This window comes from Pseudomonas sp. KH_046_1, from assembly GCF_057839025.1.
This window is the reverse complement of sequence record NZ_CM174481.1, coordinates 6,233,917-6,260,224: the sequence shown is the minus strand read 5'-3', so window position 1 is coordinate 6,260,224 and position 26,308 is coordinate 6,233,917. Positions and strand designations below refer to the sequence as shown.

The following is a 26,308-nucleotide window of genomic DNA, read 5'->3' as shown; positions in this document are numbered from 1 at the left end:
CCAGCATTCGATGGTTAGAAGGTCATCCGCCACTGCGCTGTCGCGCCATGGTTTCGGCTGTCGGTGCCCATCTCGCCATTTATGCCGACGCCCAGCGTGTGCTGCGCCGAAAGCCCCAGCTCCAGACCCGCATCCACCATCAGGCTGTCACGATCCAGCGGCGCACCGGAAACGGTGTCTTTACGGCCACCGGTGATCAGCCGTTGGCGGGTTTCTGTGGCGATCTCCCCATAGGTATGTTTCCAGCTGGCACTGAACCGTGGCGTCAGTTGCATACCGTTATCCAGCGTATTGATCTTCGCCAGTCGCAGGCCAAAAGTGCTGTTGAGATTGTTCTGTTCCTGGCCCTCGACCTTTAACGCCGCAGCGCCTCCTTTTTCCGTGAAACCATCGCGCTGATAACGTTGATAACCAAGGCCTGCGAATGGCTCGATGTTGATGTTGGCGCGGCCGAGGTTGTATCCGACTTCGGCAAACGCCTGCTGGGTGTTGGCGTCGTACCTGCCTTTGGGGCGGTCACTGAAACCATTGAAGGCCACCTGACGTTGAGTGCTGCCGTCGTGATTGCTGTAGCTGGCGCCAAGACGCAAAGACATGGAGCCGCTCTGGCGCAGGGCATAAGCCCCCAGATGCCAGCTTTCGAGATCGCCATCGAGGTCACGGCTGTCCAGGCGGGTCTGTGATTTACCAGCCATCATGCCGATGCGCCATTCTTCGTCATATGCCCAATCCGCTCCCAGAACCAGACCTTGGGTCGCGTACTTCAAGGCATCGTAGTCGCGATCCAGTGTGCCGCCGTACCCCAATGCCTGTAGCCAGACTCGGTTAGCACTATTGTCGGCCGCTGCCGGGCGCGAAGCTCTCTTTTGACTGCTGAAACCTGAGGCACTGTCTGACTGGCGCATCGCCGAGAGCATCGCGGCGCTCACGGAGCTGTCACTGTTCAACGTCGCTTTGGCCAGGTTGGCGGGGGTGCCTGTGGCCAGTTGCTCGATAGCGTCAAGCGCATTTTCCGGGCTGGGTGGCTCCGGTTGTTGGGCTGATGCAACGTCAGCGCAACCCAAGACAAGTGCAATCGCCAAGGCGAGTTGTTGGGGTCGGTATTTGTGTTGAACAGGCATCGAGTTTGGCCTCTTTGTCAGAAGACCAAACTCTAAAAGGAAGGCTATCGGTACCGATGTCAGGCGGTTCCGGCGGTGGTGCGGGGAGTCTCAGATTGTCATGTAGTAAATGCCTGACTGTTCGACGGAGACAGTTTTTGCCCCTTCGAACTGACGTCTTTTCTTACAAGAAGTCGGGACATGGCCGGCTATCGCGATGCCTGGAAGCACTTTACGCGCGACACTCCACCAATCCTTTAACCTGCCCCGAAGCTGTCTGGTTCTCATCACTGAGCCACTTCTCGAACCCGGCGCCAATCGCCGGCCATTCCGAGTCCAGAATCGAGTACCACGCGGTGTCCCGATTTTGCCCTTTGACCACCATGTGCTGGCGGAACACACCCTCAAAACTGAAGCCCAGGCGCTCGGCCGCGTATTTGGAGCGGGCGTTGGCGTTATTGCATTTCCATTCCAGGCGACGGTAACCCAGGGCAAAGGATTCCTTGGCCAACAGGTAAACTGCCTCGGTGCTTTTCGGTGAGCGCTGCATCGGCGCGCCGAAGGTGACGTGGCCGATTTCGATGCGGCCCTGGGCCGGGACGATGGACATCAGGCTGAGAAGGCCCTGGACCTCGCCGCTGGCGCGGTCGATCACGCTGAAGAAATACGGGTCGCTGCTGACCGCGTGGTTGTTCAGCCAGTCGTTGAAGACGCTGCGCTCCGGGAAGGGGCCGTAAGGCAGGTAGTCCCACAACTTCGGGTCGGCGCCGGGACCTTGCAGGACTTTGTACAGGCCGTCGCCGTGGCGTGCAGGGTCGAGTTTTTCCAGGCGGATGTAACGCCCTTCGATCAGTTGAGTCGTGGGGGCCGGGACGCCTTTCCAGTCGGCGAGTGAAATCGACATGCTGTTCTCCTTGAACCTAGATGGCTTTGCGAAACTGGATGAAACCGGGGCGTTCAGCGATGCGCTCGTAGAGCTGGATCGCGGTGGCGTTGGTTTCGTGGGTCAGCCAGTGGACTTTGTTGCAACCGTCGGCCTTGGCCGTGGCGTAGACAAATTCGATCAATTGCCGGCCGACGCCGGTGCCTCGAGTTTCCGGGACCACCAGCAAGTCTTGCAGATAGCAGGAGTTTTCGATGGCCCAGTTCGAACGATGGTAGATGAAATGCACCATGCCCACCGCTTTGCCGTCGGCCCAGGCGAGGGCGGCGTGGGTTGGCTCGTTCGGATCGAGCATGCGCTGCCAAGTGCTTTGGGTGACGGCATCCGCCAGTTCGGTGTTGTAGAAGCGCAGGTAGGCTTGCCACAGCGGCAACCAGGCCGCGTGATCACCGGCGGTGACTTGGCGAATGTCGATCTGACTCATGGTGACTTCCTTAGCGCATCAATTGGGCGAGGGTTTGGTCGTTGACGTCGGGGCTGGCGGCCAGGCCTTCGCGCACGCCGGCGATGTCGGCGGGGCTGCGGTTCTGGCTGAGCTTGCGCTTGCCTTCCAGACGGTCGATGGGAATGGCGAAACCGACAATGGCCTTGAGCATGCCGTCGATGTAGTCGGCGGGGGCATCGGCCACTGACCACGGTTGGGCGCGGCCAGCTTCATGACGATCGGTGAGGGTGCTGACGATGTCGAGCAGCCGCCCGCCATCGCTGAAGGTTTCGGCTCGGCCATAGGCGTGTACGGCGACGTAGTTCCAGGTTGGCACGACTTTGCCGTGTTCGGCCTTGCTCGGGTAGAAGCCAGGGCTGACGTAGGCGTCGGCACCGGCAAAAACCAGCAGGGCTTCGGCACCGTCGCGCAGGTCTTTCCACTGTGGATTGGCTTTGGCCAGATGCCCGTACAACGTGCCGTTCGAGCCTTGTTCGCAATGCAGCAGCACCGGTACATGGCTGGCTTGCAGGCCGCTTTCGCCGTGAGTCACCAATATGGCGAGACGGGTGGCGAGGATCAGTTCATGCAGTTGGGACAACTCGTCGATGGCAAAAGCGCGCGGCGTATACATGGAGATATTTTCCTTGGCGAATGCCTGCATCCTAGGCAGGCTATTGGTCTGTTGTAAGAGCCATTAATGACCAATTTCATGGGTCCATTGCGATGACTAGCGAACCACTGTCCCTGACCTTCAACCCCGCAGGTATCGAACTTGATCGTCGCCAGGGGCTGAGTCGTCAGCTCTACCAGGCATTGCGCACGCGTGTGTTGGACGGGCGACTGGCCAGCGGTACACGTCTGCCTGCCAGTCGTGATCTGGCAGCCGCGCTGGTGATTTCCCGCAACAGTGTGGTGCGTGCCTACGATCAGCTGTACGCCGAAGGGTTTATCGAAGGGCGGGTCGGCGACGGGACTTATGTCGCGCAATTGCCCCAGGCAACCGTGCCGGCAAAAAAACTATCCACAAAAGTATCCACAGGGTTTTCAACAGGCTTACCCACAGCCTTATCCACAAATTGGCTCGATTTACCTGTGGATCCATCCAGCAAAGTTATCCACAACGACCCGTTGACCCGGGTCAAAAACAACCATTTGGCCAGTCCGCCGAGCGGTCCGCCCCGGGCATTTCGGGTCGGTGTTCCGGCGTTCGACCTGTTTCCATTCGAGGTCTGGGCCAAGCTGAATGCGGCTTTCTGGCGCAAACCGGATTTTCAACAGCTGTGCTACGGCGACCCGGCAGGCGATGCACGCTTGCGCGGGATGATCGCCGCGTATTTGCGCAGTTCCCGCGGCATGCAGTGCTCGGCTGAACAAATTCTGATCACCAGTGGCGCGCAGCAGGGAATCAGCCTTTGTGCACAGTTGCTGGTGGAGCCCGGTGACGGGGTGGCGATTGAAAATCCGGGGTATCGGGCGGCCGGTCATGCCTTCGCCGTGGCCGGCGCGCGGTTGCACGGGGTAGCGGTGGACAGCGAGGGCATCAATTGCAGCGAACTGTCAGCGCTCGATGATTGTCGGCTGACCTACGTCACGCCGTCACACCAGTATCCCACCGGCGTGGTCATGAGCCTGGCGCGACGCCTGGAGCTGCTGGCCTGGGCCGAGCGCACCCAAGGCTGGATCGTCGAGGATGATTACGATGGCGAGTACCGCTACAGCGGCGCGCCACTGGCGCCTTTGGCCGCGCTCGATCATCACGGGCGGGTGCTGTATGTCGGCACGTTCGGCAAGGTCGCGTTTCCGGCGTTGCGTCTCGGTTATCTGGTGCTGCCGCCGGGGCTGGTGCAGGCCTTTGCGCAGCGACGTGCGGTGGACGTGCGGCACTCCGAAGTCAGCACCCAGGTGGTGATGGCCGAGTTCATGGCGGCCGGGCATTTCCAGCGGCACATCAGGCGCATGCGGCGTGCGGCGTTGAGTCGACGCAATACCTTGCTCAATGGTTGGCCGCTGGATATTCCAGGCATCGGCAAGCTGCCCACCGTCGCCGCGGGGCTGCACATGACCGTGCCGGTCGACAGCGTGGCCCGTGAGCGCGAGCTGATCGAGTTGGCGAGCAGTGTCGATGTCGAGGTCAACGGCTTGAGCAGTTATTGGCTGCCGGAGTCCGCAACCCCGATGGATCAACGCGCCGGTCTGGTGCTGGGCTTTGCCGCGGTACCCGAAAAGGCGATCGAGTCCGCATTGGAGCGGTTGCGCAGGGTGTGGACGGTGCTCTAAAGCGGGCGGCCTGTTCAGTCCAATCGCGAGGGGGGCATCGGTGTGCGGTTTGCGGTAAGTAAATATCGCGGGCAAAAAAAGACCTGCGCGAACGCAGGTCCTGATGACAGCTGGATCGCGGTGGGTTTCAGGTTCCGGACTTGATCTTGGTCCAGGCCCGGGTCCGCGCACGTTCGGCATCGCGCGGCAGCGGTTGCAGGGTGTAGAGCGTGCCCATCGCCGCGTCGGTCGGGTACAGGTTGGGGTTGTTGCGGATCGCCGGGTCGACCAGTTCCGTGGCGTCCTTGTTCGGGTTCGGATACCCCACGAAGTCACTGACCGGTGCAATCACTTGCGGCTGCAGCAGGTAGTTGATGAAGGTGTAGGCGTCTTCGGGGTTTTTCGCCCCCTTCGGAATCGCCAGCATGTCGAACCAGATCGGCGCGCCTTCCTTCGGCAAACGCATGTCGACGACCACACCGTTCTTGGCTTCTTTGGCGCGGTTGGCGGCTTGCGAGAAGCTGCCGGAATATCCGACCGCGACGCAGATGTCACCGTTGGCGATATCGGCCATGTACTTGGACGAGTGGAAGTAGGTGATGTACGGACGGATCTTCATCAGCAGTGCTTCAGCCTTGGCGTAGTCCGCAGGCTTCTTGCTGTTGGGGTCCAGGCCGAGGTGTTGCAGGGCCAGCGGCAGGATCTCCGAGGGCGAGTCGAGCAGGGCGACGCCGCACTGCTTGAGCTTGCTGATGTTCTCTTCCTTGAAGATCAGGTCCCAGCTGTCTACCGGCGCGTCGGCACCCAGGACTGCCTTGACCTTGTCCGGGTTGAAGCCGATCAGGATGGTCCCGTACATGTACGGCACCGCGAACTTGTTGCCCGGGTCGTTGGCTTCGATCAGCTTCATCAGCTTGGGATCGAGGTGGTTCCAGTTCGGCAGCTTGCTGCGGTCCAGGGGCTGGAATACCCCGGCTTCGATTTGCTTGGCGAGGAACACGTTGGACGGCACCACCACGTCGTAGCCGGAGTTGCCGGTCAGCAGCTTGGCCTCCAGTGCTTCGTTGGTATCGAAGATGTCGTAGACCAGTTTGGTCTGGGTGTTCTGGGCCTTGAAGTCTTCCAGGGCCTTGGGTGTGATGTAGTCGAACCAGTTGTAGACGCGAAGGGTTCGCTCTTCAGCGTGTGCATTGCCGCTGAGTAGCGTGGCGCACAGGGCTGGAAAAATAAAACGCTTAAGACTTTTCATTTTTCTACTTCCTCATTAAGCGCTTTCAAAACCTTCGAGAACGTTCACGGCGTTGATGCCGATTTCTTCCACGGCATAGCCGCCTTCCATGACGAACAGCGTGGGTTTGCCGAGCGCCGCAATGCGCTTGCCCATGGCCAGGTAATCCGGACTGTCGAGTTTGAATTGCGAGATCGGATCGTCCTTGAAGGTATCGACGCCCAGGGACACGACGATGATGTCCGCGCCGTAGCTTTCGATCTCTTTGCAGGCCTGTTCCAGTGCAGCGCTCCAGGTGTCCCAGCCCGAACCGGCGGCCAACGGATAGTTGAAGTTGAACCCTTCGCCAGCGCCTTCGCCGCGTTCATCTTCATAGCCGAGGAAGAACGGGAACTCGGCTTCCGGGTGGCCGTGGACCGAGGTGAACAGCACGTCGCCGCGTTCATAGAAAATCGACTGGGTGCCGTTGCCGTGGTGGTAGTCGACGTCGAGGATCGCGACCTTTTTGTGGCCTTGATCGAGGAACGCCTGGGCGGCGATGGCGGCGTTGTTGAGGTAGCAATAACCACCCATCAAATCGCTGGCGGCGTGGTGTCCCGGTGGACGGCACAGGGCGAAAGCAGAACGGGCGCCGCGCTGGATTTCCGCTTGGGCGGTGAGCGCAACTTGCGCCGCGCTGTACGCCGCTTGCCAGGTGCCGGCGGTGATCGGGGCGCCGCCGTCGAAGCTGTAATAACCGAGCTGGCCGTGGAGGCTGGTCGGTTTGATCGGGCGCAGGGTACGGGCCGGCCAGGTGTAGGGCAGCAGGTCACCGTCGGTGTTGAATTCGGTCCAGCGTGCCCAGGCGCCTTTGAAGAAGTCGAGGTAGTCACGGCTGTGAATTCGTGCGATCGGCTCGAGGCCGAAATCCTTTGGCGCTTCGACTGGGCCAAGATTCTGGTTCTGCACGCGTTGCAGCACATGATCGGCGCGCGATGGCATCTCGAAGCAAGGCTTGAGCTGGCCGTCGATGAGTTCGCAGCGGCCATGGTGCAGGTGGTGATCGTCAGAGTAGATCGTCAGCATTTGTTGTTCTCCGCAGGGCTGATTCGGTTGCCCCCAGTGTTGCGGTGCACGGCGAATCGGAGAACGGCAGGAAAGGCCAAAAGGGGATCGATATGGCCAAAACATTTGACCGAAATTCGCCCCCTGATAATGCGGAGCTCTCGCGGCCGCCATCGCGAGCAAGCTCGCTCCCACAGGTGAGCCTCAGTGCCCGCGATTTTTGTGCAGGACGCATAACCCTTGTGGGAGCGAGCTTGCTCGCGATGGCGGCAGATCGGCCACTACAGTCCTCAGGGCCGAAACTGGCTGGGTGCCACACCACTCCAGCGCACAAACGCATGGCGAAAACTCGCGGTCTCGCTGAAGCCCAACGCCTCGGCAATCTGATAGATCGGTAATTGATCCTCGCAAAGCATTTGCTTGGCCTGCTCGAAGCGCAGTTCGTCGAGCAGTTCCTGATAGCTGCAACCCATGTCCTTGAGATGCCGGCGCAAGGTCCGCGCCGAACAGTTCATTTGCTCGGCCAGCCCTTCCAGCCCGGGCGCGGCGTTCAGTTGCGCGCTGAGCAATTGGCGGATCCGTCCCAGCCACGCCTGTCGCCCGGTGAACTCGATGTTCTGTTTGCGGCAGCGTTCGGCCATGGCTTGATGGGTGATGACATCGGCCAGCGGTAGTGGCTGGTCGAGCCAGCGCTTGTCGAAGGCGAAGGCGTTGTTCCGCGCGCCGAAGTGCACCGGGCAGTTGAAGTGTTCGGCGTAGGTCGCTTCGTAGTCGGGCGCGGCATGTTCGAAGCGTGCGCCGAGCAAGGGCAGGGGATGGCCGAGCAGGTCGTCGCAGGTGACTTTCAGCGACACCAGGCAGAACTCGGCGTTGAATACCGCCATGGCCGGGCTCTCGCGGTAATCGGCGGCGGCGAACCAGATGCGCTCGCCATCATCTTCAAGGCTCAGTTCGAAAAGTGTTCCCAGCAGCGCCGGATAGCGCATCGCCAGACGCAAAGCGTCACCGAAGGTGGCACTGGTGAGCAGGGCGTAACCGAGCATGCCGTAGCAGGAAACGTGCATCCGCCGGCCCAGTTCCAGGCCGATGTCACGCTTGAGGGCGACGGCGTTGGCACAGACCTGCATTTCCTGATTGGTGGTGATGCGCGTGTCGGCACGGTTCAGATCCGCCGCACTGATGCCGCTTCCGGCCAGCAGCGCTTCGCTGGACAAGCCTTGTGCCTTGAAGGCATCGAGTACCAGGGAGACCGCGTTGAGCGTGGTGAGGTGGGAGTGGAGCATGAGGACTTCCAGCCTAGGGATGGCTGGAGCGCAGCAAGTTGTATGCCGGGCGAGAATCCCAATGTGGGAGCGGGCTTGCTCGCGAAGAGGGCGTGTCAGACGACATCAATGTTGACTGACCCGCCGCCTTCGCGAGCAAGCCCGCTCCCACAGAGTTATGTGTGGTGTCAGCTCAGTTCACCGCACAGGTCGAGTTCGACGAGCCGACGGACTTCGTCCGTATCAAGCCCGGCACCCAACAACCCATGCAACTTGCCGAACGCCGCTTCACGGGTCATGCCGCCACCGGACAACACGCCCACACCGCGCAACCGACTGCCGGCTTCATAGACGTCCAGTGCAACGCCGCCTTCGTGGCATTGCGTGACTGCTACCACGACCACGCCGTTGTCCCGCGCACAGCCGAGGCTGGCGAGAAACCCGGGGTTGTCGCTCGGGCCGGTACCGCTGCCGTAGCACTCCAGCACCAGGCCCTGAATGCCGCTGTCGAGCAAACCATCCAGCACCTCGGCGCCGATGCCGGGAAACAGCGGCAGCACGGCGACGTTCGCCAATTGTTTGGGCTGGTTGTAATTCAACTGTGTTGGGAGCGAAGGCACTTTCACACCGCCACCCTGACGCTCCAGGCGCTTGAACGGATGCCGACCAAAACTGCGTACCTTGGCACAACGGGTCGGGTCCAGCAGTTCGCCATGGAAGTACAGATGCACGCCCGGCGCCAGGCCCCGGCCCAGTGCAACCAGCGCGCCGCCGAGGTTTTCCCAGGCGTCGCTGTCAGTCACACCGGCCGGCAGCATGGAGCCGGTGAAGCACACGCGGGCATGTAGGCCGAGCAACTGGAAACTCATCGCGGCCGCGCTGTAGGCCAGGGTGTCGGTGCCATGCAGGATCAGCACGCTGTCGCAGCCCTGAACATCCACTGCATCGACCACCGCTTCACGCAACTGCTGCCAATACGTCGGGGTCATGTTGGCGCTGTCGATCAGCGGCGACATCTCGCGAAAGCGCCATTGCGGCACCACCAGTTCAGGCTGGCTGTGCAGATAGTCGCGCATCCGCGCTTCGAAACCGGACGCCGGGGCCAGGCCATGGGCGCTGGCCTGCATGCCGATGGTGCCGCCGGTGTAGAGCACCATGACGTGCTGGGCGGCAGGATAGGTCGGGGCATTCATGGGAGCTTCTCCAAAAATGATGACAGCTTGTTTCCGAGCATGACGCCGGTCGCAAGCTGTGTCACGTCGGGCGCAGGGGATGCGCCCGGTTTTTTACCGATCAGCGTTGCGCTGCGGTCACGCCTGCCGGAGCAGCTTCAGCCTTGGCGGCTGGTGCTGGCGGGTTCGCCGGCCAGGCTTTCAGGTCCAGATCCAGATCCGGGAATTTGCTCGAATCGAACACCGGAGTCTTGATCCCGGCGGCGCGCTGGTCATCGTAGTCACGCAGGATGCGCATGCCGACCTTGAACAGCAGGAACAGCGCGATCAGGTTGACGAACGCGAGCATGGTCATGGTGATGTCGGCGAAGGCAAATACGGTGCCGAGGTTTTCGATGGCGCCCCAGAAAATCAGCACCAGTACCAGCGCGCGATAGCCCATCAGCGCCTTGCGGTTTTCACCGATCAAAAAGCGCAGGTTGTTCTCGCCCAGGTAGTAGTTGTAGAGGATCGAGGTGAACACGAACAACGCCAGGGCCACGGAGATGAACATCCGGCCCCAGTCACCGACCACGGCGGCGAGCGAGTTCTGGGTCAGGGCAATGCCGTCGCCTTCGAAGCCCGGGGTGTAGAAGCCGGAGAGCAGGATCAGCAGCGCGGTGCAGGTGCAGATCACGAAGGTATCGAGGAACACGCTGAACGCCTGGACCACACCTTGTGCCACCGGGTGCTCGACCGCCGCGACAGCCGCCACGTTCGGCGCACTGCCCAGGCCTGCTTCGTTGGCGAATACGCCACGCTTCACACCCATGACGATGGCGCTGCCGATCAGGCCACCGAAGGCCTGGTCCAGACCGAAGGCACTCTTGACGATGGTCATCAGCATGCCCGGCACCTGGTCGAACTGCAGCACGATCACGTAGATGGTCACGCCGATGTACACCAGGGTTTTCACCGGCACCAACAGGTCGGCGACCTTGGCGATGCGCTTGATCCCGCCGATGAACACCAAGCCCAGTAGCACGGCCAGACCGATACCGGTGTAAGTGGTGTCGAGGCCGAACGCGTTGTTCAACGAGTGCGTCACGGCGTGGGCCTGCAGGCCGTTGAAGGCGAAGCCGAACGTCACCAGCAGCAGGAACGCCATCAGCATGCCCAACCAGCGTTTTTGTAAACCATGCTGGATGTAATAGGACGGACCGCCACGGAACTGGCCTTCGGAATCGCAGCGCTTGTAGAGCTGGCCGAGGGAGCATTCGAAGAAGCTGCTGGACATGCCGACCAGCGCGGTCACCCACATCCAGAACACGGCACCGGGGCCTCCGAGGGTCACGGCAATGCCGACACCGGCGATGTTGCCCGCACCGACGCGGCCGGCGAGGCTGAGCATCAGGGCCTGGAACGAACTGAGTTGCCCGGCGCTGCTTTTGAGGCTGTCGCGGAACACCGCGAACATGTGGAAGAAGTGACGCAATTGAACGAAACGCGAGCGGATCGTGAAGTAGCTACCGAGCCCGACAATGAGCACGATCAGTACTTTCCCTGAGAGGAAGTCGTTAATGACTTCGAGCATGGATTATTCCTCGCTGTTTTTTGTGTGGGCAACAATGCTGGCCGGATAGACACATCGAGTTACACCCCTTGGCGCACGGCACAATGGGCGGGTCGAAGTTCGTCCCGGTTTCATATCGCGGGTTTGTTATTAGTTCGGGTTTCGCATGGGTTGTGGCCTCGCTACCGACGACCGCTCATGCGAAGAGGGGCGGCACTATACCGATGACAGTGCCGTCCGTCTGCACGGTTGTGGTGCATTCGGTGAAGCGAAGCCTTTGAAACACCTGACATTTTTGCTGTCAGGCTTTTGTGGGAGCGAGCCTGCTCGCGATGCAGGCGCCACGGTTTTACAGCTGCACCGTGTCATCGTTCATCGCGAGCAGGCTCGCTCCCACAGAAGACGTTTGTCCTTTCAAACAGTTAAAAAAAAGGGCCTGGAGATTGATCTCCAAGCCCTCAAAAGGTGAGAGGTGTCTAGTCCCTCGACCTGGTGAGCGGTGCTACAAGTAACGCGTCGGGTTATGCCTTCAGAGGCACCAGACGCGGAGCAATCATGTTTTCCGGGCGCAGGATGTCGGCGAGCATGGCTTCGTCGAGCAAACCTTCTTCGCGCACCAGTTCCAGCACGCCGCGGCCGCTTTCAAGGGCGAGGCCGGCGATGCGGGTGGCATTTTTGTAGCCGATGTACGGGTTCAGCGCGGTGACCAGGCCGATCGAGTGCTCGACCAGTTCACGGCAGCGTGCTTCGTTGGCGGTGATGCCGACGATGCAGTGCTCGCGCAGCATGTCCATGGCGCGTTGCAGCAGGCGGATCGAGTCGAAGATCTTGAAGGCGATCAGCGGCTCCATCACGTTCAGTTGCAACTGGCCGCCTTCGGCCGCGATGGTCAGGGCCAGGTCGTTACCGATGATCTGGAACGCCACTTGGTTGACCGCTTCTGGAATAACCGGGTTGACCTTGCCTGGCATGATCGAACTGCCTGGCTGACGCGCCGGCAGGTTGATCTCGTTGATGCCGGTGCGTGGGCCGCTGGACAGCAGGCGCAGGTCGTTGCAGATCTTCGACAGCTTGACCGCGGTACGCTTGAGCATGCCGGAGAACAGCACGAAGGCGCCCATGTCGGAGGTGGCTTCGATCAGGTCGGCGGCCGGTACCAGCGGTTGACCGCTGATCACTGCCAGACGCTGAACGGCCAGGAGCTGGTAACGCGGGTCGGCATTGATGCCGGTGCCGATCGCGGTGCCGCCCAGGTTCACTTCAGTCAGCAGTTCCGGGGCCAGCGTCTTCAGACGGGCCAGGTCTTCGCCCATGGTGGTGGCGAAAGCGCGGAATTCCTGACCCAGAGTCATCGGAACGGCGTCTTGCAGCTGGGTACGACCCATTTTCAGGACGTGGTTGAATTCCTGACCCTTGGTCGCGAACGCCTGAATCAGGCTGTCGAGACTGGCCAGCAGGGCGTCGTGACCCAGCAACAGCCCCAGACGGATTGCCGTCGGGTAAGCGTCGTTGGTCGACTGCGCCATGTTCACGTCATCGTTCGGGTGCAGGTACTGGTACTCGCCTTTCTGGTGACCCATGGCCTCCAGCGCGATGTTGGCGATGACTTCGTTGGCATTCATGTTGGTCGAAGTGCCAGCGCCGCCTTGAATCATGTCCACTACGAACTCTTCGTGGAAGTCGCCGCGGATCAAACGTGCGCAGGCTTCGCTAATGGCAGCGTGCTTGGCTTCGCTCAGGTGACCCAGCTCACGGTTGGCGTCAGCAGCGGCCTGTTTAACCATGGCCAGGCCGACAACCAGTTTCGGGTAGTGCGAAATCGGAACGCCCGAGAGGCGGAAGTTATTCACCGCTCGCAGGGTCTGGATACCGTAATACGCTTGAGCCGGTACTTCGAGGGCGCCAAGCAGGTCATTTTCTGTGCGGAATGATGCAGCGGAGGACATGATAGAAATCATCTCAATATGGACCCGGTCTGTGCCGGAACGCTGCGAATGCTAGGCCTGTGGAGAATTTTGGGCCAATGCTGTTAAACACTAGGCTATGCATATTCGGCATAATGCCCGTGTGACGCCGGCTTGACGGCGAACGTGTGACCTAAATTGGTGCGTGTCCGGGAGGACGTGATGAATCTGGAAAGCAAATGGCTGGAGGACTTCAGTGCCCTGGCCGCCACCCGCAGTTTCTCCCAGGCCGCCGAGCGGCGTTTCGTGACGCAGCCAGCGTTCAGCCGGCGAATCCGCAGCCTTGAGGCCGCGTTGGGGCTGACCCTGGTCAACCGTTCGCGCACGCCAGTGGAGCTGACGGCGGCGGGGCAATTGTTTCTGGTCACCGCACGCACCGTGGTCGAACAGTTGGGCGAAGTGCTGCGCCATCTGCATCACCTGGAAGGCGGACAGGGCGAAGTGATGCAGGTCGCTGCCGCGCACTCCCTGGCGCTCGGTTTCTTTCCGCGCTGGATCGCGCAGTTGCGCAACGAAGGCCTGAACATTGCCACGCGGCTGGTGGCGACCAACGTCGGCGACGCCGTGCATGCCTTGCGCGAAGGCGGCTGCGATCTGATGTTGGCGTTCTACGACCCGGACGCCGCCATGCAGATGGACCCGGAAATCTTCCCCTCGCTGCACCTTGGCCACACGGAAATGCTGCCGGTCTGCGCCGCCGACGCCGATGGCAAACCACTGTTCGATCTGGAAGGCGAAGGCAGCGTGCCGTTGCTGGCGTACAGCGCCGGGGCCTTTCTTGGCCGTTCGGTGAACATGCTATTGCGTCAACGTGCGCTGCGTTTCACCACCATCTACGAAACCGCCATGGCCGACAGCTTGAAAAGCATGGCTTTGGAAGGCCTAGGCATCGCCTGGGTACCGCAACTGAGCGTGCGCGCCGAGCTGGCGCGCGGTGAGTTGGTGGTCTGCGGCGGGCCGCAGTGGCATGTGCCCCTGGAGATTCGTTTGTACCGCTGCGCGCTGGTGCGCAAGGCGAATGTACGGTTGTTGTGGCGCAAGCTTGAAGGTGGGGCCGCGAGTTCTCCATCCTGAAAGCGAGTAAAGGATAAAGGCCAAGCCGGCCTGGCCTTTATCTTCAGAATGGGATAACTCACGTCACTGTCTATCAGTAATATTCACTAAGATATTCACGAATGCTCTCTCTGTTCGCATCGCTGAAGCGGTTGGCGTCTCCCCGAAGATTAGAGTACTCATCGAATGGCCTCATAGTCGTTTCATGCCACCAACCGTCGTATAGGACTTCTCCGTCTTCATGGTTTGCACCGAATAGGTGACCCACTTCGTGGGCGGGAGTTCGATTATGCGCAATTGAGGCTATTGCGCCATATCCCTTATAGTACGCAACTCCAAGGACTGAGCTATTGATAGGGTCCCGTGTCAGCAATAAAACTTTGTGAAGTTTAATATCGAAGTTGTTAATTGGATAGGTGTCGAGGTGTTCGTTGACTCTGTCGTGCCACTGAGCTAAAGATTGACCATGGTTTTGGTTTTTATACGTGAAATTACTCATCCCCTTGGAGTCTTCAGGAGAGATTAGGATGACCGCCATCGGTCGACCAGAGATGCTTTCCATTTCATCGATCAGCCAGGAGAAATGATCGTCATATAGAGTCGATTTGTCATAATCTTCGAGGTCGTCATGGATAAAGACCAATAGTAAAAGTGGACGGTTTGACATGGATAATTCCTCAGGAGTTATTGGGTTTAAATTGATAGATTAAGTGGCTTGGGTTTCAATGCACGCATTTGGGTTGGTGGGATAATCCGCCGGTGTTGCAATCTTATATATCATCAGTGTTGGATCTGGGCTTCTTATGGTGTTTTAGAAGTTATTACTAGAAGTTCTAGGGAGTTGTTTTATAGAACGTAGAATATTGAATTGCATTAGTGATTAAGCACCTCCATCTTTGATGGAAAAACTTGATTTTCAAGTCAATAAAGTCGTGGGTTTGCAGTCAGATGACTGGTGGGCGCAACGGGGGCTGTTTATCTGCTGTATTGCGGTATACTGCGCGGCCTTCGGCCGGTTACGACCGGCCATAATTCGTACAATCAAGCCACGCATCCTGCGTGGCTTGTTGTTTTTTGACGCGCCTGCGGGCGCCCAGAGAGAAGAGGCACGACGATGAGTGCACTGGTTGGCGTGATCATGGGCTCCAAGTCCGATTGGTCCACCCTTAGCCACACCGCCGATATGCTGGAAAAGCTCGGCATTCCCTACGAGGTGAAAGTGGTTTCTGCCCACCGCACCCCGGACCTGCTGTTCCAGTACGCTGAAGAAGCCGAGGCGCGTGGCATCGAGGTGATCATCGCCGGTGCCGGTGGCGCGGCGCATTTGCCTGGCATGTGTGCGGCCAAGACCCACCTGCCGGTGCTGGGCGTACCCGTGCAATCGGCAATGCTGTCGGGCGTCGATTCACTGCTTTCCATTGTGCAGATGCCAGCGGGCATTCCGGTTGCCACCCTGGCCATCGGCAAGGCAGGCGCGATCAACGCAGCACTGCTATCGGCGAGTATCCTGGGCGCCAAGCACCCGCAGTTCCACGCGGTGCTGAAAACCTTCCGTGCTGAGCAGACAGACAGCGTCCTGGACAATCCAGACCCACGCATCGCCTGAGGTTGTTGACGATGAAAATCGGTGTAATCGGTGGCGGCCAGTTGGGTCGCATGTTGGCGCTGGCGGGTACTCCGCTGGGCATGAACTTCGCTTTCCTGGACCCGGCGCCGGATGCTTGCGCAGCCGCGTTGGGCGAACACCTGCGAGCCGATTACGGCGATCAGGATCACCTGCGTCAGCTGGCCGATGAAGTCGATCTGGTGACCTTCGAGTTCGAAAGCGTTCCGGCCGAGACCGTGGCTTTCCTGTCGCAATTCGTCCCGGTCTACCCGAGCGCCGAAGCGCTGCGCATCGCCCGCGATCGCTGGTTCGAGAAGAGCATGTTCAAGGACCTGGGGATTCCTACCCCGGCGTTCGCCGACATTCAGTCCCAGGCTGACCTGGACGCTGCCGTGGCTTCCATCGGTCTGCCGGCGGTGCTGAAGACCCGTACCCTGGGTTATGACGGCAAGGGTCAGAAGGTCCTGCGCACCCCTGAAGATGTGGTTGGCACCTTTGCCGAACTGGGCAGCGTGGCCTGTCTGCTGGAAGGCTTCGTGCCGTTCACCGGTGAAGTCTCGCTGATCGCCGTGCGTGCCCGCGACGGTGAAATCCGCTTCTATCCGCTGGTGCACAACACCCACGAAAGCGGCATTCTCAAGCTGTCCGTGGCCAGCACCGATCACCCGTTGCAAGCCCTGGCCGAAGACTACTCCAGCCGTGTGCTCAAGCAACTGGATTACGTCGGCGTGATGGCGTTCGAGTTCTTTGAAGTCGACGGTGGCCTCAAAGCCAACGAAATCGCCCCGCGTGTGCACAACTCCGGGCACTGGACCACCGAAGGCGCCGAGTGCAGCCAGTTCGAAAACCACCTGCGGGCCGTTGCCGGCTTGCCGTTGGGTTCGACGGCCAAGGTCGGGGAGAGCGCAATGCTCAACTTCATCGGCAAAGTGCCAGAGACCGAGAAGGTCCTGACCATCGCCGATTGCCATCTGCATCACTACGGCAAGGCCTTCAAGGTCGGCCGCAAGGTCGGTCACGCCAACCTTCGTTGTGCAGACCGCGAGACGCTGACGGCCCAGATCCTCAAGGTTCAAGCACTGATCGCCGAATAGTTTTTATCTGGCAACGGCGGAACCTTCGGGGTGCGCCGTTCTCTCATGGCACGTTACGAAAGTCTGACTAGGCTTTCCAATAGCTACTTCATTGAGAGGAGAATGCCATGGGAATTATCGGAACCATCTTTATCGGCTTGATTGTCGGCCTGCTGGCGCGGTTCCTGAAGCCGGGCGATGACAGCATGGGCTGGATCATGACGATCCTGCTCGGTATCGGCGGTTCGCTGGCGGCCACTTACGGCGGCCAGGCCCTGGGCATCTATCAGGCAGGTCAAGGCGCAGGTTTCATCGGTGCGCTGGTGGGCGCCGTTGTGTTGCTGGTGATCTACGGACTGATCAAAAAGAACTGATTCAGGCGACAAAGTCCTCTCGGCCGCACAAGCCGGGAGGGCTAGAATGCTCGGCGTTTCCTGATCCTTCCTATACCGAGCACCTTCATGCGCCGTCTTCTGCTGACTCTACTTTTATTGGGAACGGGCCTTGCCCATGCCGGCGAGCTACCGGAAACCGACTGGCTTGAACTGATGCCCAAGTCGGACCAGAAGGCCCTCGAGGCCATGCCTGAAATTGACCACAATTCCCCTGAAGCCAATGGCACTTTCACCGACAAGGGTGGGATGAAGCAGGCCAAAGGCTTGCCGGCGGTGATGTACTCGACCAAGACCGTTGCGTCGATGAACGACAAGGACATCCGCATTGGCGGTTACCCCGTGCCGCTGGAGTCCGACGCCAAGGGCCGCAGTACGCTGTTCTTCCTGGTGCCGTACCCGGGCGCGTGCATCCACGTGCCACCGCCGCCACCCAATCAACTGGTGCTGGTGCGCTATCCAAAGGGCCTGAAGCTGAACGATATCTACACGCCGCTGTGGGTCACCGGCACGCTGAAAGTCGAGAAGGTCAGCAATGACCTGGCCGATGCGGCGTATGCGCTGGATGCGCAGAAGGTACGGGTGGTGGAAGAGTCGGATCTATAAACAGCCTTTCAGACTGACCCAATCAACTGTGGGAGCGAGCCTGCTCGCGAAGGCGTCGTGTCATGCGACATTAATGCAATCTGACACACCGAATTCGCGAGCAAGCCCGCTCCCACATTGGTTTTGTGGAGTTGCTTAGAGCGGCTTGCTGCCGATACTCACACCCAGGGTGTGGCTCGCCCCTGGTTTCAGTTTCACCACATCGTCCATCACGTTCGCCGTCTCGATGCATAGCATGCGCTGCCAGCCATCGTCGGCCATGTCGCTGAACGCGGCGGCGCGGTCGATCCATGGGTTCCAGATCACCGCCGTACGCGATCCGCTGCTGGTCAGTTCGATGCGTCGCTCCCAAGCCGGGTCGACGATGCTCAGCAGTGGCGGGGCGTCGAGATAGATGCGATCGGTCTCCCCGGTAAAGCGCAGATCACCGGTCTGGGGGACGGTTTTCCAGTTGTCCAGGGTTTCGATGTAGTTGAGGCCGTCCACACCTTCGACATGCACCTCGCGCACATCGCTGACGGCAAAGTAACTGTGCAGCGCCTGGCTGATGCTGACGGTTTCAGCGCCCCGGTTGTGGCTGGTCAGATGGATGTGCAATTGCTCGTCGAGGCGAATGCTCAACGTCAAATCCACCTGGTGCGGCCAGCCTGGAAAGCCGCCTTCGGGGTAGGGCAGGAGGAATTCGACCTTCAGGCTTTCGCCTTCGGCTTCAATGCCGCCCAACTCCCAATCCATCGCTCGCACGAAACCGTGAGCCGCCGGCGCTTCATTGCTGGTGCGCATCGCCTGAACGCTTTGCGGGTTGCGCGCAAAGTTGCCGAACCACGGCCAGCACACCGGAACGCCAGCACGGATGCTCTTGCCGGTCTTGAACACGGCCTCGTCGTTGAGCCAGATCAGCGGCGGCTGGCCGGCCAGTTGATAACTGAGGATGTGTGCGCCTTGCTGGGCCACCAGTAATTCGGCCTGACCGTGGCGAATGCGCCAGCAGTTCAGTTCATCCAGTTTTACGGCTTCAACATTGGGCGTGCTCATGGGACAGCTCTCGATCAGTAACGTGGACGACTATCGACCACAAAACGGCTACCAGGTTTAGAAGCTCTTTCAGCGAGCCCGAGGTGGAACCGAACGGGTGCGACCGCTGCCGTCGATGGCAACGAACACAAATACCGCTTCGGTTACTTTACGCCACTCGCTGGACAGTGGATCGTCGCTCCAGACCTCGACCATCATCTTGATCGAACTGCGGCCGATTTCCAGGGCCTGGGTATAAAAGGAGAGCTGAGCGCCCACCGCCACCGGAACCAGAAACGCCATGCGGTCGATTGCAACGGTGGCAACGCGTCCGCCGGCGACCTTGCTGGCCATCGCGGTGCCTGCCAAATCCATCTGCGCCACCAGCCAGCCGCCGAAAATATCGCCAAAGCCGTTGGTTTCGCGTGGGAGCGCGGTGATTTGCAGGGCCAGGTCGCCTTGCGGGATCGGATCTTCTTGTTCGAGTTCTATCATGCCGGGGGGCCTCTGACCCGTGACTCTTCGTTGGTATTGCTGGTGGTAGCCGTCTTCGGGAAAAACGATTCAGCACCGAACATACTACGTTCGTCACGTTTTCCATAAGGCGCCTAAAGGGAAACTCTGCGAAATCGCCTATGAACCTGACAGGCGCTTTCGCACAGCAACCCCTCAAAAACCGGAGCAGGCTTTGAGTATATCGGTCGGTAGACTCCGCGACGACCGTCCGGTTCTCATTTTGACCGTCAAAAACGCACCTCTATGTGCTTTTTCGAACAATTTGCTATCGTGCCGGACCTGCCCAAACCTCAGCCAGCGTTGTTGAGGTTGCAGATCCGACTATAAGAGAAGCCCTTGCCATGACCACAGCGCCCTCGAGCATCGCGCAGCCAGACCAACCCGCACGTCCGCTGACCCGCAACGACTACAAGACTTTATCGCTGTCTGCCCTGGGCGGCGCGCTGGAGTTCTACGATTTCATCATCTTCGTGTTCTTCGCCACGGTGGTGGGCAAGTTGTTCTTCCCGGCGGACATGCCTGAGTGGCTACGCCTGATGCAGACCTTCGGCATCTTCGCCGCCGGCTACCTGGCGCGGCCGCTGGGCGGCATCGTGATGGCGCACTTCGGCGACCTGCTGGGCCGCAAGAAGATGTTCACCCTGAGTATTTTCATGATGGCGGTGCCGACCCTGATCATGGGTTTGCTGCCGACTTATGCGCAGATCGGCATGTGGGCGCCGATTCTGCTGTTGCTGATGCGGGTGATCCAGGGCGCGGCCATTGGCGGTGAAGTGCCGGGGGCGTGGGTCTTCGTTTCCGAGCACGTTCCGCAACGGCATGTCGGCTACGCCTGCGGCACCCTGACCAGCGGCCTGACGGCGGGCATCCTGCTCGGCTCGCTGGTCGCCACGGCGATCAACAGCATCTACACCCCGGTGGAAGTATCGGATTACGCCTGGCGGATTCCGTTCCTGCTGGGTGGCGTGTTCGGTCTGTTTTCGGTGTACCTGCGTCGCTGGTTGCACGAAACCCCGGTGTTCGCCGAGCTGCAGCAGCGCAAGGCCCTGGCCGAAGAAGTACCGCTGCGAGCGGTGCTGCGTGACCATCGTGGCGCGATTGTCATTTCGATGCTGCTGACCTGGCTGCTGTCGGCCGCCATCGTGGTGTTGATCCTGATGACCCCGACTGTGTTGCAGACGGTCTATCACTTCTCGCCAACCACGTCCCTGCAGGCGAACAGCGTGGCGATCGTGTTCCTGAGTTTTGGTTGCATCATTGCCGGCGCACTGGCCGATCGCTTCGGTGCGGGACGAGTCTTCGTGATCGGCTGTACCGCGTTGCTGGCAAGTTCCTGGACCTTCTACCACAGCCTGGCCGATCATCCCGACTGGCTGTTCCCGATGTATGCCCTGACCGGTCTGCTGGTCGGCACCATCGGCGCGGTGCCGTATGTGATGGTCAAGGCGTTCCCGCCGGTGGTGCGTTTCAGCGGCTTGTCGTTCTCGTACAACGTGGCCTACGCGATTTTCGGTGGTCTGACGCCGATGATCGTCAGCCTGTTGCTCAAGGAAAGTGCGATGGGGCCTGCTTATTATGTGGCGGTGCTGTGCGGGGTGGGGATTCTGGTGGGTGCATATCTCTGGAAGAAAGGTCGCTAAGCGGACCCTTTGTATCGACTGCGCTGACGCCTTCGTCGGATCGCCGCCCGGAGCAAGCCCGCTCCCACATTGGTTCTGTGTACACCGCAGATCCCCTGTGGGAGCGGGCTTGCTCGCGAAGAACGATAACGCGGTAAACCTGCAAAACCCCAAATACTGGCCTTTCATCCAATTGTCATATTTCAGCCATAGAGTGTTCACACGGCCTGCCGATACTTGGCCCCGAATAACACACCCTATCTGCTAGGAGTAAGGCATGAAACTGAAGCGTTTGATGGCGGCAATGACTTTTGTCGCTGCTGGCGTTGCGACTGCCAACGCGGTTGCCGCTGTTGACCCTGCTATCCCGAGCTACACCAAGACCACTGGTGTGTCGGGCAACCTGTCCAGCGTTGGTTCCGATACCCTGGCCAACCTCATGACCCTCTGGGCTGAGAACTACAAAAAAGAATACCCGAACGTAAACATCCAGATTCAGGCTGCCGGTTCTTCTACCGCGCCACCTGCGCTGACCGAAGGCACCGCTAACCTGGGCCCGATGAGCCGCAAAATGAAGGACAACGAGCTGCAGGCCTTCGAAACCAAATACGGTTACAAGCCAACCGCTATTCCGGTTGCCGTGGATGCCTTGGCCGTATTCGTGCACAAGGACAACCCGATCAAGCACATGACCATGGAACAGGTCGATGCGGTCTTCTCGTCCACCCGTCTGTGCGGCGGCAAAGCCGACGTCAAAACCTGGGGTGACCTGGGTGTGACCGGCGACCTGGCCAACAAGCCGGTTCAACTGTTCGGTCGTAACTCGGTATCCGGCACTTATGGCTACTTCAAGGAAGAAGCCCTGTGCAAAGGTGACTTCAAGCCAAACGTCAACGAACAGCCAGGTTCGGCTTCGGTTGTGCAGTCGATCAGTTCCTCGCTGAACGGCATCGGTTACTCGGGTATCGGTTACAAGACTGCCAGCGTGAAGACGGTGGCCCTGGCCAAGAAAGGCAGCACCGAGTTTGTTGAAGACACTGAAGAAAACGCCCTGAACGGCAAGTACCCGCTGTCGCGCTTCCTGTACGTGTACGTCAATAAAGCCCCGAACAAGCCTTTGGCGCCGCTGGAAGCTGAGTTCGTGAAGCTGGTTCTGTCCAAACAGGGCCAGGAAGTTGTGGTGAAAGACGGCTACATCCCACTGCCAGCCAAGGTTGCTGCAAAAGCACTGGCTGACCTGGGTCTGCAAGAAGGTGGCGCTGCAGTCGTAAAAAAGTAACAAATTGAGTCCGGGGTGAACCCTTCCGGACTCAAGTAAAAGGCCGGATCTGCTTGCAGGCCGGCCTTTTACACACCTCAAATTTTCGATCCTCTGCCAGTCCCGCTGGCGGTGGATTTGGTGCGTCACTGCATTGTCATCTTTCTGTCATACAGGATCGCTAGGGTGAGCGCATGAATGATCTGGCCAATTCCAACATGACTACTAATCCTCCCAAGCGAATTGACTTCAATACGCCTGAGCTGCAACGCAAGCGCCGCATTCGCGCGCTCAAAGATCGCTTCACCCGTTGGTACGTCCTCATCGGCGGCCTGGCGGTGCTGGCTGCCATCACCCTGATCTTCTTCTTCCTCGCCTATGTTGTTGCGCCGCTGTTCCAGGGTGCCGACCTGACCGCGAAAGAGTCCATTACCCCGGCCTGGATGCAGGACGCTGGCAAGCCACTGATGATCTCGCTCGAAGAGCAGAATCAGGTGGCCATGCGCGTTTCCGACAAGGGCCAGGCGTTGTTCTTCGATATCGACAGTGGCGCTGAGCTCAAGCGCGTCGATCTGCCGGTGCCGGCAGGCACAACCGTGACCTCCATCGGCGAAGACCAGCCAGGTCATCCGCTGGTGGCCGTGGGTCTGTCCAACGGTCAGGCGCTGGTGTTTCGTCACACCTATAAAGTCAGCTACCCCGATGGCAAGAAAACCATCACTCCGGATATCGAGTATCCGTACGGCAACACACCCATCGCGCTGAACGAAAGCGGCGGTGCGCTGGAGCACGTCAGCCTCAACGCCAACGATTCGACCCTGATGCTGGTCGGCTCCACCGGTTCGCAACTCAATGTTCTGTCGCTGACCAGCGAAGAGAACATGATGACCGGCGAAGTCACCAACGAGCAGAAGCGCATCGAACTGCCGCAGATGAACGAGCCGGTGAAGAGTATCTTCGTCGACCCGCGTCAGCAGTGGCTGTACGTGATCAACGGGCGTGCCCAGGCCGACGTGTTCAGCCTGCGCGACAAGAGCCTCAATGGTCGCTACAAGTTGGCGGAAGACGGTGATACTGAAATCACTGCCAGCACCCAACTGGTGGGCGGTATCTCGCTGATCCTCGGTGACTCCAAGGGTGGTCTGGCCCAGTGGTTCATGGCGCGCGACCCCGATGGCGAGCAACGCCTGAAGCAGATCCGCACCTTCCAGATGGGCACCACGCCTATCGTTGAAATCACTGCTGAAGAACGCCGCAAGGGCTTCGTTGCCCTCGACGCTTCCGGCAAACTTGGCGTGTTCCACAGCACCGCCCACCGCACCTTGCTGGTAGAGCCGGTCGCTGAAGGCCAGGGCATTTTCGGTCTGTCGCCTCGCGCCAACCGCGTGATCGTGGAAGCTGGCGGCAAGTTGCACCCGCTGCTGCTCGACAACCCGCACCCGGAAGTCTCGTGGAGCGCACTGTGGAGCAAGGTCTGGTACGAGAACTACGACGAGCCTAAATATGTCTGGCAATCGACCGCCGCCAACACCGACTTCGAACCCAAGCTGAGCCTGTCGCCGCTGACCTTCGGTACCCTGAAAGCCGCGTTCTACGCCATGCTGCTGGCCGCTCCTCTGGCCGTCGCCGCTGCGATCTACACCGCGTACTTCATGGCTCCGGGCATGCGCCGCAAGGTCAAGCCAGTGATCGAGCTGATGGAAGCGATGCCGACGGTGATTCTCGGTTTCTTCGCCGGTCTGTTCCTCGCACCGTATGTGGAAGGGCACTTGCCCGGCATCTTCAGCCTGCTGATGTTGCTGCCAATCGGCATCCTGGTCGCCGGTTTCACTTTCAGCCGCTTGCCTGAATCGATCCGCCTGAAAGTCCCGGACGGCTGGGAAAGTGCGCTGCTGATCCCGGTGATTCTGTTCGTGGGCTGGCTGTCGCTGTACATGAGCCCGTTCATGGAGAACTGGTTCTTCGGTGGCGACATGCGCATGTGGATCTCCCACGATCTGGGCATCACCTACGACCAGCGCAACGCACTGGTGGTCGGTCTGGCCATGGGCTTCGCGGTCATCCCGAACATCTACTCCATCGCCGAAGACGCCGTGTTCAGCGTGCCTCGCGGCCTGACCCTGGGCTCCCTGGCGCTCGGTGCCACGCCGTGGCAGACCATGACCCGCGTGGTGATCCTCACCGCGAGCCCGGGCATATTCTCGGCGCTGATGATCGGCATGGGCCGTGCGGTCGGTGAAACCATGATCGTGCTGATGGCCACAGGCAACACGCCGGTCATGGAAATGAACCTGTTCGAAGGTCTGCGCACCCTGGCGGCCAACGTCGCAGTGGAAATGCCCGAATCGGAAGTCGGCGGCAGCCACTACCGCGTGCTGTTCCTCTCGGCGCTGGTGCTGCTGTTGTTCACCTTCGTCATGAACACCCTCGCGGAACTGATTCGTCAGCGTTTGCGCAAGAAATACTCGTCGCTTTAAGAAAGGTAGAAGTCTGTGAAACAGAACTCCCTGAAAGGATGGTTCAAGAGCGGCGCCCCCGGCGTCTGGATCAGCGGTGGCGCGGTGTCCATCGCGGTCATCATGACCATTGGCCTGCTGGCGGTTATTGCCGTGCGCGGTCTGGGTCACTTCTGGCCGGCGGATCTGATCCACGCCAGCTACGATGTGCCGGGCCAGGCCCAGCATCTGGTCGTCGGTGAGGTGGTGCAGAAAGAAGAAGTGCCGCGCGCCCGTCTGAAAAGTGCCGGTCTGCCGGTGCCCGATCAGGGCCCGGAATTCATGACTCGCGAGCTGATCAAGGTCGGCAACCGTGATCTGAACGGCAACGACTTCACCTGGATCGTCGGCGAGTGGCTGACCAACCAGACCACCCCGGTCGAGTTGATGGCCATCGAGCGTCGCGAGTGGGGCAACTTTTACGGCTACCTCGTTAACGTCAAACAGGACGGCAAGGTCATCGCCGAGGGCGAAGCGGCATGGCCTGAGCTGCAAGCGCGGATCGACCGCGTGAACAAGCTTGCTGCGCAACTGAAGTCACTGGAAAAGAGTGATATTGGTGCGATCAACGCAGGTCTGGAGCGCATCCGTCTGCACGGCCGCAAGCTGGAGCTGGAAGGCAAACTCGACGCCACCGCACAAGCGGACATGGAATCCGAGCGCGCTGAGCTGAACGCCCGCTATCAGGATATCGAAGCACGTCTGACTGACTTGCATGCACAGTTCAACCGCGACGCTTTGACAGCCCGCGACGCCAATGGCAAAGAAATCGAAATCGGTCTGGGCAAAGTGGTTCACGCCTACCAGCCGAACGCCATGAACACCTTCACCAAGATCGGTTTCTATTTCAGCAAGATCTGGGAGTTCCTGTCCGACGACCCGCGTGAAGCGAACACCGAAGGCGGGATTTTCCCGGCGATTTTCGGCACCGTGATGATGACCCTGATCATGGCGATGATCGTGACTCCGTTCGGCGTGTTGGCGGCGGTTTACTTGCGTGAATACGCCAAGCAGAACGCACTGACCCGAATCATCCGTATCGCGGTGAACAACCTCGCGGGCGTTCCGGCCATCGTTTACGGCGTGTTCGGTCTGGGCTTCTTCGTCTACGTACTGGGTGGCTCGCTCGACCGTCTGTTCTTCCCTGAAGCACTGCCGGCGCCGACCTTCGGTACGCCGGGTCTGCTCTGGGCTTCGTTGACCCTGGCGCTGCTGGCGGTGCCGGTGGTGATCGTGGCCACTGAGGAAGGCCTGGCGCGGATTCCTCGCACCGTGCGTGAAGGCTCGTTGGCCCTCGGCGCGACCAAGGCTGAAACCTTGTGGAAGATCGTGCTGCCGATGGCCAGCCCGGCGATGATGACCGGCATGATCCTCGCCGTGGCTCGCGCCGCGGGTGAAGTGGCGCCGCTGATGCTGGTGGGTGTGGTGAAACTGGCGCCGTCGCTGCCGGTGGACGGTAACTACCCGTACCTGCACCTGGACCAGAAGATCATGCACCTGGGCTTCCACATCTATGACGTCGGCTTCCAGAGCCCGAACGTCGAAGCCGCACGACCGCTGGTGTACGCCACGGCGCTGCTGCTGGTGCTGGTGATCGCGACATTGAACCTGTCGGCGGTGTACATCCGTAACCACCTGCGCGAGAAGTACAAGGCGCTGGATAGCTGATTTGCAGCACTGATTTCTATGTGGGAGCGAGCCTGCTCGCGAAGGCATCACCGCGGTTTC

The 26,308-nt window shown here is 59.9% G+C and carries 22 protein-coding genes and 1 pseudogene; 10 read left to right on the top strand and 13 right to left on the bottom strand.

What is annotated here, in order from left to right; genetic code table 11:
• Nucleotides 1-14: 14 nt before the first annotated feature.
• The 4 genes and pseudogenes from AC3IT9_RS28790 to AC3IT9_RS28775 form a co-directional block, all read right to left on the bottom strand.
• A pseudogene (locus AC3IT9_RS28790) lies at nt 15-1,031 on the bottom strand (autotransporter outer membrane beta-barrel domain-containing protein); the annotation flags it as partial.
• A 301-nt stretch (nt 1,032-1,332) separates the two neighbouring features.
• Nucleotides 1,333-2,004, bottom strand: a complete 672-nt coding sequence (locus tag AC3IT9_RS28785; RefSeq protein ID WP_489271536.1) for a GNAT family N-acetyltransferase — start codon at nt 2,002-2,004, stop codon at nt 1,333-1,335.
• 16 nt (nt 2,005-2,020) lie between these two features.
• Nucleotides 2,021-2,467 carry a GNAT family N-acetyltransferase gene (locus tag AC3IT9_RS28780; RefSeq protein WP_150753814.1) on the bottom strand — a complete coding sequence of 149 codons (447 nt, stop codon included), beginning with the start codon at nt 2,465-2,467 and terminating at the stop codon, nt 2,021-2,023.
• Between the two features lie 10 nt (nt 2,468-2,477).
• Nucleotides 2,478-3,101: an FMN-binding negative transcriptional regulator gene (locus tag AC3IT9_RS28775; RefSeq protein WP_489271534.1), complete on the bottom strand. Its 624-nt coding sequence runs from the start codon at nt 3,099-3,101 to the stop codon at nt 2,478-2,480.
• A 92-nt stretch (nt 3,102-3,193) separates the two neighbouring features.
• Between AC3IT9_RS28775 and pdxR the strand changes: the two genes are divergently transcribed.
• Nucleotides 3,194-4,747: a MocR-like pyridoxine biosynthesis transcription factor PdxR gene (pdxR, locus tag AC3IT9_RS28770; protein WP_489271533.1), complete on the top strand. Its 1,554-nt coding sequence runs from the start codon at nt 3,194-3,196 to the stop codon at nt 4,745-4,747.
• Between the two features lie 127 nt (nt 4,748-4,874).
• On the opposite strand, the gene AC3IT9_RS28765 is transcribed toward pdxR, so the two are convergent.
• The 6 genes from AC3IT9_RS28765 to AC3IT9_RS28740 all read right to left on the bottom strand — a co-directional run bounded on the left by AC3IT9_RS28765 (nt 4,875) and on the right by AC3IT9_RS28740 (nt 12,930).
• Entirely contained in the window at nt 4,875-5,975 is a 1,101-nt protein-coding gene (locus AC3IT9_RS28765; protein WP_489271532.1) for a polyamine ABC transporter substrate-binding protein, read from the bottom strand.
• A gap of 15 nt (nt 5,976-5,990) precedes the next feature.
• Entirely contained in the window at nt 5,991-7,019 is a 1,029-nt protein-coding gene (locus tag AC3IT9_RS28760; RefSeq protein ID WP_489271530.1) for a histone deacetylase family protein, read from the bottom strand.
• Between the two features lie 269 nt (nt 7,020-7,288).
• The gene (locus AC3IT9_RS28755) at nt 7,289-8,281 is read right to left on the bottom strand and encodes an AraC family transcriptional regulator (RefSeq protein WP_057712711.1); all 993 of its coding nucleotides are present in this window, start codon (nt 8,279-8,281) and stop codon (nt 7,289-7,291) included.
• Between the two features lie 167 nt (nt 8,282-8,448).
• Nucleotides 8,449-9,453 carry an asparaginase gene (locus AC3IT9_RS28750; protein WP_489271529.1) on the bottom strand — a complete coding sequence of 335 codons (1,005 nt, stop codon included), beginning with the start codon at nt 9,451-9,453 and terminating at the stop codon, nt 8,449-8,451.
• 100 nt (nt 9,454-9,553) lie between these two features.
• Nucleotides 9,554-11,005: an alanine/glycine:cation symporter family protein gene (locus AC3IT9_RS28745; RefSeq protein WP_150724860.1), complete on the bottom strand. Its 1,452-nt coding sequence runs from the start codon at nt 11,003-11,005 to the stop codon at nt 9,554-9,556.
• A 500-nt stretch (nt 11,006-11,505) separates the two neighbouring features.
• Nucleotides 11,506-12,930, bottom strand: coding sequence for an aspartate ammonia-lyase (locus AC3IT9_RS28740; RefSeq protein ID WP_489271528.1), 1,425 nt, complete (start codon nt 12,928-12,930; stop codon nt 11,506-11,508).
• 180 nt (nt 12,931-13,110) lie between these two features.
• On the opposite strand from AC3IT9_RS28740, the gene AC3IT9_RS28735 reads away from it, so the two are divergent.
• On the top strand, nt 13,111-14,022 hold the full coding sequence (locus AC3IT9_RS28735) for a LysR substrate-binding domain-containing protein (protein ID WP_150724862.1): 912 nt from the start codon (nt 13,111-13,113) through the stop codon (nt 14,020-14,022).
• A 73-nt stretch (nt 14,023-14,095) separates the two neighbouring features.
• Here the strand turns inward: AC3IT9_RS28735 and AC3IT9_RS28730 are convergent, their stop codons facing one another.
• Nucleotides 14,096-14,668: a zinc metalloprotease gene (locus AC3IT9_RS28730; RefSeq protein ID WP_150724863.1), complete on the bottom strand. Its 573-nt coding sequence runs from the start codon at nt 14,666-14,668 to the stop codon at nt 14,096-14,098.
• Nucleotides 14,669-15,115: 447 nt separating this feature from the next.
• Here AC3IT9_RS28730 and purE point away from each other — a divergent pair, with 447 nt between their 5' ends.
• From purE to AC3IT9_RS28710, 4 genes are all read left to right on the top strand, one after another.
• On the top strand, nt 15,116-15,607 hold the full coding sequence (purE, locus tag AC3IT9_RS28725) for a 5-(carboxyamino)imidazole ribonucleotide mutase (RefSeq protein ID WP_046038893.1): 492 nt from the start codon (nt 15,116-15,118) through the stop codon (nt 15,605-15,607).
• An 11-nt stretch (nt 15,608-15,618) separates the two neighbouring features.
• Nucleotides 15,619-16,701 (top strand): 5-(carboxyamino)imidazole ribonucleotide synthase, encoded by a 1,083-nt coding sequence (locus AC3IT9_RS28720; RefSeq protein ID WP_489271526.1) that lies wholly within the window; start codon nt 15,619-15,621, stop codon nt 16,699-16,701.
• A 107-nt stretch (nt 16,702-16,808) separates the two neighbouring features.
• A complete protein-coding gene (locus tag AC3IT9_RS28715; protein ID WP_008030708.1) occupies nt 16,809-17,054 on the top strand; it encodes a GlsB/YeaQ/YmgE family stress response membrane protein in 246 nt (81 codons plus the stop codon).
• An 87-nt stretch (nt 17,055-17,141) separates the two neighbouring features.
• On the top strand, nt 17,142-17,678 hold the full coding sequence (locus tag AC3IT9_RS28710) for a DUF3299 domain-containing protein (protein ID WP_150724865.1): 537 nt from the start codon (nt 17,142-17,144) through the stop codon (nt 17,676-17,678).
• A gap of 135 nt (nt 17,679-17,813) precedes the next feature.
• On the opposite strand, the gene AC3IT9_RS28705 is transcribed toward AC3IT9_RS28710, so the two are convergent.
• Entirely contained in the window at nt 17,814-18,713 is a 900-nt protein-coding gene (locus tag AC3IT9_RS28705; protein ID WP_150724866.1) for a D-hexose-6-phosphate mutarotase, read from the bottom strand.
• Between the two features lie 69 nt (nt 18,714-18,782).
• Nucleotides 18,783-19,187, bottom strand: a complete 405-nt coding sequence (locus tag AC3IT9_RS28700) for an acyl-CoA thioesterase (protein WP_007942704.1) — start codon at nt 19,185-19,187, stop codon at nt 18,783-18,785.
• A gap of 362 nt (nt 19,188-19,549) precedes the next feature.
• Here AC3IT9_RS28700 and AC3IT9_RS28695 point away from each other — a divergent pair, with 362 nt between their 5' ends.
• The 4 genes from AC3IT9_RS28695 to pstA all read left to right on the top strand — a co-directional run bounded on the left by AC3IT9_RS28695 (nt 19,550) and on the right by pstA (nt 26,248).
• On the top strand, nt 19,550-20,848 hold the full coding sequence (locus AC3IT9_RS28695) for an MFS transporter (RefSeq protein ID WP_489271525.1): 1,299 nt from the start codon (nt 19,550-19,552) through the stop codon (nt 20,846-20,848).
• 256 nt (nt 20,849-21,104) lie between these two features.
• Nucleotides 21,105-22,106: a phosphate ABC transporter substrate-binding protein PstS gene (locus AC3IT9_RS28690; RefSeq protein WP_489271524.1), complete on the top strand. Its 1,002-nt coding sequence runs from the start codon at nt 21,105-21,107 to the stop codon at nt 22,104-22,106.
• Nucleotides 22,107-22,528: 422 nt separating this feature from the next.
• Complete coding sequence (locus AC3IT9_RS28685) at nt 22,529-24,562, top strand: ABC transporter permease subunit (protein WP_489273545.1); 2,034 nt, start codon at nt 22,529-22,531, stop codon at nt 24,560-24,562.
• Nucleotides 24,563-24,577: 15 nt separating this feature from the next.
• Complete coding sequence (gene pstA / locus AC3IT9_RS28680) at nt 24,578-26,248, top strand: phosphate ABC transporter permease PstA (RefSeq protein WP_150753829.1); 1,671 nt, start codon at nt 24,578-24,580, stop codon at nt 26,246-26,248.
• The last annotated feature ends 60 nt before the right edge of the window (nt 26,249-26,308 follow it).

Excerpts from the sequence above, each read along its gene's own strand:
- AC3IT9_RS28785 (WP_489271536.1), bottom strand. The coding sequence starts at position 2,004 with ATGTCGATTTCACTCGCCGACTGGAAAGGCGTCCCGGCCCCCACGACT.
- AC3IT9_RS28780 (WP_150753814.1), bottom strand. The coding sequence starts at position 2,467 with ATGAGTCAGATCGACATTCGCCAAGTCACCGCCGGTGATCACGCGGCC.
- AC3IT9_RS28775 (WP_489271534.1), bottom strand. The coding sequence starts at position 3,101 with ATGTATACGCCGCGCGCTTTTGCCATCGACGAGTTGTCCCAACTGCAT.
- pdxR (WP_489271533.1), top strand. The coding sequence starts at position 3,194 with ATGACTAGCGAACCACTGTCCCTGACCTTCAACCCCGCAGGTATCGAA.
- AC3IT9_RS28765 (WP_489271532.1), bottom strand. The coding sequence starts at position 5,975 with ATGAAAAGTCTTAAGCGTTTTATTTTTCCAGCCCTGTGCGCCACGCTA.
- AC3IT9_RS28760 (WP_489271530.1), bottom strand. The coding sequence starts at position 7,019 with ATGCTGACGATCTACTCTGACGATCACCACCTGCACCATGGCCGCTGC.
- AC3IT9_RS28755 (WP_057712711.1), bottom strand. The coding sequence starts at position 8,281 with ATGCTCCACTCCCACCTCACCACGCTCAACGCGGTCTCCCTGGTACTC.
- AC3IT9_RS28750 (WP_489271529.1), bottom strand. The coding sequence starts at position 9,453 with ATGAATGCCCCGACCTATCCTGCCGCCCAGCACGTCATGGTGCTCTAC.
- AC3IT9_RS28745 (WP_150724860.1), bottom strand. The coding sequence starts at position 11,005 with ATGCTCGAAGTCATTAACGACTTCCTCTCAGGGAAAGTACTGATCGTG.
- AC3IT9_RS28740 (WP_489271528.1), bottom strand. The coding sequence starts at position 12,930 with ATGTCCTCCGCTGCATCATTCCGCACAGAAAATGACCTGCTTGGCGCC.
- AC3IT9_RS28735 (WP_150724862.1), top strand. The coding sequence starts at position 13,111 with ATGAATCTGGAAAGCAAATGGCTGGAGGACTTCAGTGCCCTGGCCGCC.
- AC3IT9_RS28730 (WP_150724863.1), bottom strand. The coding sequence starts at position 14,668 with ATGTCAAACCGTCCACTTTTACTATTGGTCTTTATCCATGACGACCTC.
- purE (WP_046038893.1), top strand. The coding sequence starts at position 15,116 with ATGAGTGCACTGGTTGGCGTGATCATGGGCTCCAAGTCCGATTGGTCC.
- AC3IT9_RS28720 (WP_489271526.1), top strand. The coding sequence starts at position 15,619 with ATGAAAATCGGTGTAATCGGTGGCGGCCAGTTGGGTCGCATGTTGGCG.
- AC3IT9_RS28715 (WP_008030708.1), top strand. The coding sequence starts at position 16,809 with ATGGGAATTATCGGAACCATCTTTATCGGCTTGATTGTCGGCCTGCTG.
- AC3IT9_RS28710 (WP_150724865.1), top strand. The coding sequence starts at position 17,142 with ATGCGCCGTCTTCTGCTGACTCTACTTTTATTGGGAACGGGCCTTGCC.
- AC3IT9_RS28705 (WP_150724866.1), bottom strand. The coding sequence starts at position 18,713 with ATGAGCACGCCCAATGTTGAAGCCGTAAAACTGGATGAACTGAACTGC.
- AC3IT9_RS28700 (WP_007942704.1), bottom strand. The coding sequence starts at position 19,187 with ATGATAGAACTCGAACAAGAAGATCCGATCCCGCAAGGCGACCTGGCC.
- AC3IT9_RS28695 (WP_489271525.1), top strand. The coding sequence starts at position 19,550 with ATGACCACAGCGCCCTCGAGCATCGCGCAGCCAGACCAACCCGCACGT.
- AC3IT9_RS28690 (WP_489271524.1), top strand. The coding sequence starts at position 21,105 with ATGAAACTGAAGCGTTTGATGGCGGCAATGACTTTTGTCGCTGCTGGC.
- AC3IT9_RS28685 (WP_489273545.1), top strand. The coding sequence starts at position 22,529 with ATGCAGGACGCTGGCAAGCCACTGATGATCTCGCTCGAAGAGCAGAAT.